The sequence below is a fragment of the Pseudomonas sp. GW821-FHT07G10 genome, from assembly GCF_059418545.1.
The window spans coordinates 1-10,609 of record NZ_JBWKQB010000004.1 but is presented as its reverse complement, the minus strand read 5'-3'; the positions used below and the strand labels follow the sequence as shown (position 1 = coordinate 10,609).

General features: G+C 59.4%; 11 protein-coding genes. 6 read left to right on the top strand and 5 right to left on the bottom strand.

Features of this window, described 5'->3' with window-relative positions; translation table 11 throughout:
- Positions 1–42: 42 nt before the first annotated feature.
- From rng to mreB, 5 genes are all read right to left on the bottom strand, one after another.
- Positions 43–1,500: a ribonuclease G gene (rng, locus tag AC07O1_RS07585; RefSeq protein ID WP_494995196.1), complete on the bottom strand. Its 1,458-nt coding sequence runs from the start codon at positions 1,498–1,500 to the stop codon at positions 43–45.
- 57 nt (positions 1,501–1,557) lie between these two features.
- Entirely contained in the window at positions 1,558–2,163 is a 606-nt protein-coding gene (locus AC07O1_RS07580; RefSeq protein WP_495088403.1) for a Maf family protein, read from the bottom strand.
- 92 nt (positions 2,164–2,255) lie between these two features.
- A complete protein-coding gene (mreD, locus tag AC07O1_RS07575) occupies positions 2,256–2,744 on the bottom strand; it encodes a rod shape-determining protein MreD (protein ID WP_494995198.1) in 489 nt (162 codons plus the stop codon).
- Positions 2,744–3,835: a rod shape-determining protein MreC gene (gene mreC, locus AC07O1_RS07570; RefSeq protein WP_494995216.1), complete on the bottom strand. Its 1,092-nt coding sequence runs from the start codon at positions 3,833–3,835 to the stop codon at positions 2,744–2,746. The genes mreD and mreC overlap by 1 nt, the downstream gene beginning before the upstream one ends.
- Before the next feature lie 142 nt (positions 3,836–3,977).
- Positions 3,978–5,015: a rod shape-determining protein MreB gene (gene mreB / locus AC07O1_RS07565; protein WP_002555108.1), complete on the bottom strand. Its 1,038-nt coding sequence runs from the start codon at positions 5,013–5,015 to the stop codon at positions 3,978–3,980.
- Positions 5,016–5,225: 210 nt separating this feature from the next.
- On the opposite strand from mreB, the gene gatC reads away from it, so the two are divergent.
- The 6 genes from gatC (at position 5,226) to AC07O1_RS07535 (ending at position 10,462) form a co-directional block, all read left to right on the top strand.
- On the top strand, positions 5,226–5,513 hold the full coding sequence (gatC, locus tag AC07O1_RS07560; RefSeq protein ID WP_495088402.1) for an Asp-tRNA(Asn)/Glu-tRNA(Gln) amidotransferase subunit GatC: 288 nt from the start codon (positions 5,226–5,228) through the stop codon (positions 5,511–5,513).
- A 16-nt stretch (positions 5,514–5,529) separates the two neighbouring features.
- Positions 5,530–6,981 (top strand): Asp-tRNA(Asn)/Glu-tRNA(Gln) amidotransferase subunit GatA, encoded by a 1,452-nt coding sequence (gene gatA, locus AC07O1_RS07555; protein WP_495088401.1) that lies wholly within the window; start codon positions 5,530–5,532, stop codon positions 6,979–6,981.
- A 10-nt stretch (positions 6,982–6,991) separates the two neighbouring features.
- A complete protein-coding gene (gene gatB, locus AC07O1_RS07550) occupies positions 6,992–8,437 on the top strand; it encodes an Asp-tRNA(Asn)/Glu-tRNA(Gln) amidotransferase subunit GatB (protein WP_494995200.1) in 1,446 nt (481 codons plus the stop codon).
- 143 nt (positions 8,438–8,580) lie between these two features.
- On the top strand, positions 8,581–8,952 hold the full coding sequence (locus AC07O1_RS07545; protein ID WP_494995201.1) for a septal ring lytic transglycosylase RlpA family protein: 372 nt from the start codon (positions 8,581–8,583) through the stop codon (positions 8,950–8,952).
- A 50-nt stretch (positions 8,953–9,002) separates the two neighbouring features.
- Positions 9,003–10,070 (top strand): calcium/sodium antiporter, encoded by a 1,068-nt coding sequence (locus AC07O1_RS07540; RefSeq protein WP_495088400.1) that lies wholly within the window; start codon positions 9,003–9,005, stop codon positions 10,068–10,070.
- Positions 10,067–10,462 (top strand): carboxymuconolactone decarboxylase family protein, encoded by a 396-nt coding sequence (locus AC07O1_RS07535; RefSeq protein WP_495088399.1) that lies wholly within the window; start codon positions 10,067–10,069, stop codon positions 10,460–10,462. Before AC07O1_RS07540 ends, AC07O1_RS07535 begins: the two co-directional genes overlap by 4 nt.
- Positions 10,463–10,609 lie beyond the last annotated feature (147 nt).

Below are 10,609 nucleotides of genomic sequence, written 5' to 3'. Positions count from 1 at the left end.
CGCTCAATCCAGCCGCTTCCAATAAAAGTACAGCACGCCGATTCAGAGCAGCACCACGTCATATTGTTCCTGGGAGTACATGGTTTCGACCTGGAAACGGATAGTCCGTCCGATAAACCCTTCCAGCTCCGCAACGTTCCCCGACTCTTCGTCAAGCAACCGATCAACTACTTTTTGATTGGCCAGCACTCTATAGCCCACAGCCTCGTAAGCCCGAGCCTCGCGCAGGATCTCGCGGAAAATTTCATAGCAAACCGTTTCCGGAGTCTTCAACTTGCCGCGGCCCTGACAACTGCTGCACGGTTCGCACAGCACCTGCTCAAGACTTTCGCGGGTACGCTTGCGGGTCATCTGCACCAGGCCCAATTCGGTAATACCGATAATGTTGGTCTTGGCGTGATCACGCTCCAGCTGCTTTTCCAGCGTGCGCAACACCTGGCGCTGGTGCTCCTCGTCCTCCATGTCGATGAAGTCGATGATGATAATTCCGCCGAGATTGCGCAGGCGCAGTTGACGGGCAATCGCCGTCGCGGCCTCGAGGTTGGTCTTGAAGATTGTCTCTTCAAGGTTGCGATGGCCGACAAAAGCCCCGGTGTTGACGTCGATGGTGCTCATGGCTTCCGCCGGATCGACCACCAGATAGCCGCCGGACTTGAGCGGCACTTTGCGCTCCAGGGCCTTCTGGATCTCGTCTTCGACACCGTACAGATCAAAAATCGGCCGCTCGCCGGGATAGTGCTCAAGGCGGTCAGCGATTTCCGGCATCAGTTCGGCGACGAACTGAGTGGTTTTCTGGAAGGTTTCCCGGGAATCGATGCGAATTTTCTCAATCTTCGGGCTGACCAGATCGCGCAAGGTGCGCAAGGCCAGGCCCAGGTCTTCATAAATGACGCTCGGCGCACTGATGGTCTTGATCTGCTCCGCGATCTGGTCCCACAGTCTTCGCAGGTAGCGGATGTCCATCAGGATCTCATCGGCCCCGGCGCCTTCAGCGGCCGTACGCAGGATGAAGCCACCGGCTTCCTTGATACCTTCCTTCGCCACGCAGTCGCTGACCACCTGCTTGAGCCGCTCGCGCTCGGCTTCGTCTTCGATCTTCAGGGAAATGCCGACGTGGGCGGTGCGCGGCATGTACACCAGATAACGCGACGGAATAGACAACTGAGTGGTCAAGCGCGCGCCCTTGGAACCGATTGGATCCTTGGTGACTTGCACGACAAGGCTTTGCCCTTCATGGACCAGGGCGCCGATGCTTTCCACCGCCGGGCCTTCACGCATGGAGATTTCCGAAGCGTGAATAAATGCCGCGCGGTCCAGACCGATATCGACGAACGCCGCCTGCATACCTGGCAGAACCCGGACCACCTTGCCTTTATAGATGTTGCCGACGATCCCGCGCTTCTGGGTGCGCTCGACATGAACCTCTTGCAATACACCGTTTTCAACCACCGCCACGCGCGATTCCATCGGCGTGATGTTGATCAGAATCTCTTCACTCATGGCAGGGTCTCGCTCAAGCGTATTCACGATAATGGCCGCGTCAGTCAGGTACGGCGCTTAGCGCACTGTAAGGTTTTGCCAACAGGGTATGCCGAAATGGCCGAGTAGTTCTGCGGTTTCGCACACCGGCAGGCCAACGACCGCTGAATAACTGCCATTGAGCCCTGCGACAAACACCGCACCCAGCCCCTGAATCCCATAACCGCCGGCCTTGTCCTGCGGCTCGCCACTGGCCCAATAGGCCGCTGCTTCTTCGCCACTGATCGGCCGAAACCGCACCAGACTGCGAACCACGCGCGACTCACAACGTTGACCGTCGAGCACGGCTATCGCAGTCAGCACTTCATGTTCGCGGTCGGACAGGGCCATGAGCATGGCCAGAGCATCTGCTTCATCAACCGGCTTACCGAGAATGTGCCCGTCAAGTACCACGGCGGTATCTGCACCCAGCACACAAATCGGCGCGTCGGATTCGCTGACCGCAAGCAACCCGTGCCCGGCTTCAGCCTTGCCGCGAGCCAGACGCTCGACATAGGCCGCCGGAGATTCGTCAATCAGAGGGGTTTCATCGATGTCCGCGCTGATAGCGGTAAAAGGCACGCCGATCTGCGTCAGCAGTTCACGTCGACGTGGTGAGCCAGAGGCCAGATAAAGCGGATACATCAAGACATCTCCCTGTCGAGGTGTGGGTAGGGTCAGTTGACGCTTGGTGGCGAACCGCCACCAAGCGTCAACTGACCCTAAGCCTGACCGGATCAATTGATTTTGTAGCGCCGACTCAATCCACGCAAACCGAAGCTGACCCACGGCCAGAGTAAAGCACTGACCAATGCTGGCAATACCAGCGCCAGAGTCGGCTGGCGGTTACCGGTCAAAGCACTCAGCCACAGCTGAACCAGCTGGGCCAGGCCGAAGATCACCAGTATCACCAGACTTTGCTGCCACATCGGGAACATGCGCAAACGCTGCTGCAATGACAGCACCAGGAAAGTGATCAAGGTCAGAATCAAGGCGTTCTGCCCGAGTAACGTACCGTACAGCACGTCTTCTGCCAGACCGAGACACCAGGCAGTGACCATGCCGACCTTGTGCGGCAGCGCCAGAGTCCAGAACGCCAACAGCAACGCCAGCCACAGTGGCCGGAGAATTTCCATGAACTGCGGCAACGGCGAAACGCTGAGTAACAAGCCAATGGCAAAGGTCAGCCAGACCATCCAGCCATTGCGCGAATGAATACCTGCCATTACTGCCTCTCCCGAGTGGTGGCCGCCGGAGCCGCAGCAGGTGGCTTCGCCGCTGCCGGGGTAGCCGGTTTGACGGGATGCGCACGGGTATGGGCAACCGGTTTGGCTGGCACGGCAGCAGACGCTGGCGTTGCAACAGCCGGAGCTACAGCTGGCACTGGCGGCGTGACAGGTTTGGGAACGGTTGCCGGAATTATCGGGGCGGTACCGTTTTGCCGATCTTGCGCTTCCTGAGCCTGTGCGGCGTCGTTGGCTCGCTCTTCGGCGGTACGGTTATCGCTGAACACCAGCAACAAATAACGACTACGGTTCAGCGCTGCGGTTGGAACTGCCCGAACGATCGCGAATGGCTGGCCGGAGTCATGAATCACTTCCTTGACCGTCGCCACCGGGTAGCCCGCCGGGAATCGCTGTCCGAGGCCGGAGCTGACCAACAGGTCGCCTTCCTTGATGTCTGCGGTATCCGCCACATGGCGCAACTCCAGGCGCTCCGGATTGCCGGTACCGCTGGCGATGGCGCGCAGACCGTTACGGTTCACCTGGACCGGGATACTGTGGGTCGTGTCAGTCAACAGCAGCACACGGGAGGTATACGGCATCAACTCGACCACCTGGCCCATCAACCCACGGGCATCGAGCACCGGCTGGCCGAGGACCACACCGTCACGCTCACCTTTATTGATGATGATGCGATGGGTGAACGGATTGGGGTCCATGCCGATCAACTCGGCCACCTCGACCTTTTCGTTGACCAGCGCGGAAGAATTGAGCAACTCGCGCAGCCGAACGTTCTGCTCGGTCAAGGCCGCCAGTTTTTGCATGCGGCCCTGCAACAGCAGGTTTTCGGTCTTGAGTTTTTCGTTTTCGGCGACCAGCTCGGTACGGCTGCCAAATTGACTGGCAACACCTTGCAATAGCCGCTGTGGCAGGTCGGTGATCCAGTAAGACTGCATCAGCACCAGCGACATCTGGCTACGCACCGGCTTGAGCAGTGTGAAGCGGGCATCGACCACCATCAGCGCGACCGATAGCACGACCAGCACCAACACGCGCACGCCCAATGAGGGGCCTTTGGCGAAAAGCGGTTTAATAAGCCGCTCCTCCCAGGCAAATGTTCTCGTTATTCATACGGCATCAAACCGGCCTGGAGCAGATTGACAGAAGATGAACGCCAACAGGCAGCACTGCAAAGTGCTGCCTGAGAGCGGAACAGCATAGATGCATCCCGCGAAATTACTCGCTGGAAAGCAGATCCATCGTGTGCTTATCCATCATTTCCAATGCACGGCCACCGCCGCGAGCAACGCAAGTCAGCGGGTCTTCGGCAACGATTACCGGCAGACCGGTTTCCTGGGCCAGCAACTTGTCCAGGTCACGCAGCAAGGCGCCACCACCGGTCAGCACCAGACCACGCTCGGCGATATCGGAAGCCAGTTCCGGAGGCGATTGCTCCAGAGCGCTCTTCACGGCCTGAACGATGGTTGCCAGGGACTCTTGCAGAGCTTCCAGCACTTCATTGGAGTTCAGGGTAAATGCGCGTGGAACGCCTTCAGCCAGGTTACGACCGCGAACATCGACTTCACGGACTTCGCCGCCCGGGTAGGCCGTACCGATTTCCTGTTTGATGCGCTCAGCGGTGGACTCACCGATCAGGCTGCCGTAGTTACGACGCACATAGGTGATGATCGCTTCGTCGAAGCGGTCGCCGCCAACCCGTACGGATTCAGCGTAAACCACACCATTGAGGGAGATCAGCGCAATTTCAGTGGTACCACCACCGATATCGACGACCATCGAGCCGCGGGCTTCTTCAACTGGCAGACCGGCACCAATGGCAGCAGCCATTGGTTCTTCGATCAGGAACACTTCACGGGCACCGGCACCCAGAGCCGATTCACGGATGGCGCGACGCTCAACCTGGGTGGATTTGCATGGAACGCAGATCAGCACACGGGGGCTAGGCTGCAGAAAGCTGTTTTCGTGAACCTTGTTGATAAAGTACTGCAGCATTTTTTCGCAGACGCTGAAGTCGGCGATCACGCCGTCCTTCATCGGACGAATGGCAGCAATGTTGCCGGGTGTACGGCCGAGCATGCGCTTGGCTTCAGTGCCGACGGCAACGACACTTTTCTGATTACCGTGCGTCCGAATGGCCACAACCGATGGTTCATTCAGGACGATACCGCGCTCACGCACGTAAATAAGGGTGTTGGCAGTGCCCAGGTCAATTGAAAGATCGCTGGAAAACATGCCACGCAGTTTCTTGAACATGGGGAAGGGACCCTAGGCAACGCGTGGGTAAAAAAGTGCGGCAAACTCTAACAACGACAGGGATTTTGGGCAAGGCGCCAATATGTTAAATTGGCCGCTTTTCTGTGCACCAAGCCCCACAATCGCGGCCTTATGACCGTAGAAATGCGGTAGTGTTCCGACAATCTAACACACGGATAGCATCCGTTCTGTTTTCCACTGGAGAATCCCATGGCGCTTGAACGCTCCGACGTGGAAAAAATCGCTCATCTGGCCTGTCTTGGCCTCAATGAAGCCGATCTTCCACATATTACTTCCGCCCTGAACAGTATTCTCGGCCTGGTCGATGAAATGCAGGCTGTGAATACCGACGATATCGAGCCTCTGGCCCATCCACTGGAAGCCAGCCAACGCCTGCGCGCAGATGTCGTGACTGAGTCCAATCACCGCGAGGCCTATCAGTCCATCGCACCAGCGGTCGAAAACGGCCTGTATCTGGTTCCGAAAGTCATCGACTAAAGGGAAAGAGCCTGCAATGCATCAATTGACTCTGGCCGAGATCGCCCGCGGACTCGCCGACAAAAAGTTTTCCTCCGAAGAGCTGACCAAGGTTCTGCTGGCGCGTATCGCCCGCCTCGACCCGCAGCTCAACAGCTTCATCAGCCTCACCGAGGAGCTGGCGCTCCAGCAGGCGAAAGCCGCTGACGCACGCCGGGCCAACGGTGAGAGCGGTGCCCTGCTCGGCGCGCCGATCGCTCACAAAGACCTGTTCTGCACCCAGGGCATTCGCACCAGCTGCGGCTCGAAGATGCTCGACAACTTCAAGGCGCCGTATGACGCCACCGTGGTCGCCAAACTGGCTGCCGCCGGCGCCGTCACGCTGGGCAAGACCAACATGGACGAATTCGCCATGGGCTCGGCCAACGAATCGAGCTACTACGGCGCAGTGAAAAACCCGTGGAACCTGGAACACGTTCCAGGCGGTTCGTCCGGCGGTTCAGCGGCGGCGGTTGCCGCTCGTCTGTTGCCTGCGGCGACCGGCACCGACACCGGTGGATCGATCCGACAGCCGGCAGCACTGACCAACCTCACCGGCCTGAAACCGACCTACGGTCGTGTTTCGCGCTGGGGCATGATCGCTTACGCCTCCAGCCTCGATCAGGGCGGTCCGTTGGCGCGTACCGCTGAAGACTGCGCGATCCTGCTGCAAGGCATGGCCGGTTTCGATCCGCAGGACTCAACCAGCATCGACGAGCCCGTGCCGGATTACAGCGCCAGCCTCAACGGTTCGCTCAAGGGCCTGCGCATCGGCGTACCGAAGGAGTACTTCAGCGCCGGTCTCGATCCACGCATCGCCGAACTGATCCACAACAGCGTCAAGGAGCTGGAAAAGCTCGGCGCGGTGGTCAAGGAAATCAGCCTGCCGAACATGCAGCACGCGATCCCTGCGTACTACGTGATCGCTCCAGCAGAGGCGTCCTCCAACCTGTCGCGTTTTGACGGTGTGCGTTTCGGCTATCGCTGCGAAGACCCGAAAGACCTGACCGACCTTTACAAACGTTCGCGCGGTGAAGGTTTCGGCCCGGAAGTGCAGCGCCGGATCATGGTCGGCGCCTACGCGCTGTCGGCCGGTTATTACGACGCCTACTACCTGAAGGCGCAAAAGATTCGTCGCCTGATCAAGAACGATTTCATGGCTGCCTTTAATGAGGTCGATATCATCCTCGGCCCAACCACGCCGAACCCGGCCTGGAAACTCGGCGCCAAGAACAGCGACCCGGTCGCTGCGTACCTGGAAGACGTCTACACCATCACCGCCAACCTTGCGGGCCTGCCGGGCTTGTCCATGCCAGCCGGTTTCGTCGATGGTCTGCCGGTCGGCGTGCAATTGCTCGCCCCGTACTTCCAGGAAGGCCGTCTGTTGAACGTCGCCCACCAGTATCAGCTCAACACTGACTGGCACACCCGCACCCCGACAGGCTTCTGAGGAGAAACACATGCAATGGGAAGTCGTGATCGGGCTGGAGATTCATACCCAGCTCGCCACCCAATCGAAGATTTTCTCCGGTAGCGCCACCACGTTTGGCTCCGAGCCGAATACCCAGGCCAGCCTGGTAGACCTGGGCATGCCCGGCGTCTTGCCGGTGCTGAACCAGGAAGCGGTGCGCATGGCGGTGATGTTCGGCCTGGCGATCGATGCACACATCGGCCAGCACAACGTGTTCGCCCGCAAAAACTACTTCTACCCGGATTTGCCCAAGGGCTACCAGATCAGCCAGATGGAGTTGCCGATCGTCGGAAAAGGCCATTTGGACATCCCGCTGGAAGACGGCACGGTCAAACGCGTCGGCATCACCCGCGCGCATTTGGAAGAAGACGCCGGCAAGAGCCTGCATGAAGAGTTCAGCGGCGCCACCGGCATCGACCTGAACCGCGCTGGCACGCCGCTGCTGGAGATCGTCTCCGAGCCGGACATGCGTAGCGCCAAGGAAGCAGTGGCTTACGTCAAGGCAATCCACGCACTGGTGCGTTACCTGGGCATCTGCGACGGCAACATGGCCGAAGGCTCGCTGCGTTGCGACTGCAACGTGTCGGTCCGCCCCAAAGGCCAGGTTGAATTCGGCACGCGCTGCGAGATCAAGAACGTCAACTCGTTCCGCTTCATCGAGAAGGCGATCAACACCGAAGTGCGTCGCCAGATCGAGTTGATCGAAGATGGCGGCAAGGTCATTCAGCAGACCCGCCTGTACGATCCGAACAAAGACGAAACCCGCGCCATGCGCAGCAAAGAGGAAGCCAACGACTACCGTTACTTCCCCGATCCGGACCTGTTGCCGGTGGTCATCGAGGACTCGTTCCTCACCGACATCCGCGCCACCTTGCCGGAATTGCCACCGCAGAAACGCGAGCGCTTCCAGGAGCAGTTCGGGCTGTCGGTCTACGACGCCAGCGTGCTGGCTTCGAGCCGTGAGCAAGCGGATTACTTCGAGAAAGTCGTGAGCATCGGCGGCGACGCCAAGCTGGCAGCCAACTGGGTCATGGTCGAGCTGGGCAGCCTGTTGAACAAACAAGGTCTGGAAATCGACGAAGCGCCGGTTTCAGCCGAGCAGTTGGGTGGTATGTTGCTGCGCATCAAGGACAACACCATCTCCGGCAAGATCGCCAAGATGGTCTTTGAAGGCATGGCCAACGGCGAAGGCAGCGCTGACGAGATCATCGACAAGCGTGGTCTGAAGCAAGTGACCGACACCGGCGAAATCTCCAAAGTGCTCGACGAGATGCTCGCGGCCAACGCCGAACAGGTCGAACAATACCGCGCGGCTGATGAAGCCAAACGCGGCAAGATGTTCGGCTTCTTCGTCGGTCAGGCGATGAAAGCATCGAAAGGCAAGGCCAACCCGCAACAAGTCAACGAACTGCTGAAAAGCAAGCTCGAAGGCTGACCACAGTGATCGTTCCCACGCTCTGCGTGGAAATGCAGCCCGTGACGCTCTGCGTCACAACAGCGGACGCGGAGCGTCCAGTGAGGCATTCCCACGCAGGAGCGTGGGAACGATCGGCGAACGATCAACTTCGGGAGTCCCCTATGAAGCGTCTGTTTAGCGCTTGCGCCCTGCTCTCTCTGCTGGCCGGTTGTGCCAGCCATGACATCGATCCACGCGGTTATGACGAAACGGGCGGCGCGTCCTATTACGGTGCCAAGCATCATGGCAAACGTACCGCCAGTGGCGAACCCTTCAACCAGCACGCCCTGACCGCCGCTCATCGCCAACTGCCGTTCGGCACACGAGTGAAAGTCACCAATCTGAACAACGACAAGACCGTGGTGGTACGCATCAACGACCGCGGGCCGCATGTACGCGGCCGCTTGATCGACTTGTCACGAGATGCTGCCGCACAATTGGGGATGCTGCGCAGTGGCACCACGCGGGTTCGCGTGCAAGCCCTGAACAACTGAGCCGCGGAGCCCTGACCATATTCGGATTAGCCGATTTACCGCTGCTCAGCGTGATCCAGTTGCTCTGTGGTCTGGTACTGTTGATCGCCGGCGCCGAACTGCTGGTCCGCGCCGCCGTACGCCTGGCGACCCGGCTGAAAGTCCGCCCACTGATCATCGGCCTGACCATCGTCGCCTTCGGCAGCAGTGCCCCACAGATGGCCGTGAGCCTGCAAGCAACCTTATCGGAAAACACCGACATCGCCGTCGGCAGCGTGATCGGCAGCAACATCTTCAACGTCCTGGTCACCCTTGGCCTCTCGGCACTGATCATTCCACTGCGGGTTTCCCGGCAACTGGTGCGGCTGGACATTCCGTTGATGATCGGCGCCAGCCTGCTGGTATTCGTACTGGCCCACAACGAAGAGCTGACACCACTGGATGGGGCGGTGCTGCTGATGGCACTGATTCTGTATCTCGGGCTGTTGCTGCGCCAGTCGCGGCGTGCTGCTCGCCCTCAACACAACCACGACAATGGAACGTCCAGGATTCGCGCCCCCTGGTTCAGCAGCCTGGTGATGATGCTGGGCGGGTTGGCCCTGCTGGCGTATGCCGGCCATCTGCTGCTCGATGCGGCAGTCAAGGTCGCTACCGAGCTTGGGTTATCGGAGCGAATCATCGGGCTGACCATCATTGCAGTCAGCACCTCGCTGCCGGAGCTTGCCACCTCACTGATCGCCGCCTTGCGCGGTCAACGCGATATCGCCGTGGGCAATGTGATCGGCAGCAACCTGTTCAACCTGCTGGGGGTGTTGGGCGTCACCGCGCTGGTGGCGCCAACACCTTTATCTGTGTCGCCCAATGCGCTGGATTTCGACCTGCCGGTAATGCTCGGGGTCGCCGTGCTGTGCTTGCCGGTGTTCTATTCGGGCTACCGGATTACCCGCGCCGAGGGTGTGCTGTTTCTGAGCTTGTATCTGGCTTACGGACTACACGTGGTGTCGTTCACCACTGGCATGCCGCTGGCCGGCAAGCTGGAACACTTGATGCTGTTTTTCGTCCTGCCGGCGCTGGTGGCATTTCTGCTGTTCACGTCACTGAGCGCCTGGCGCCGCCAACACAAGAGGGAATCGCTATGACCGACAACAAGCCTACGCCTTCAAAAGCAGCAGGTGTCGAAATACGTCGCCAGGTGATGGGCGACGCCTTCGTCGACCGCGCGCTGGGCAATGCCACCGAGTTCACCCAACCGTTGCAGGACTTCGTCAATGAACATGCCTGGGGCGGTGTCTGGAACCGCGAAGGTTTGCCGCTGAAAACCCGCAGCCTGATTACCCTCGCCGCCCTCACCGCGCTCAAATGCCCGCAGGAACTCAAAGGCCACGTACGCGGCGCACTGAACAACGGCTGCACCGTAGAAGAGATTCGCGAAGCGCTGCTGCACTGTGCGGTGTATGCCGGTGTGCCGGCCGCAATCGATGCGTTTCGTGCGGCGCAGGAAGTGATTGATGAGTATCAGCAGGCCGAGTAATTAGCCGGGATTTTCGGTGGCAGATCCGACTTGCCCGCGATTGGATCTAAAGAGCTATGAAGATCCAAGGCCTAGTGGCCTGTGTGGCTAGTTCGTTAGCTCAAATTCGGATGCCGGCGGCCCAGAGCCAAGGCGCTGTGACGAGTC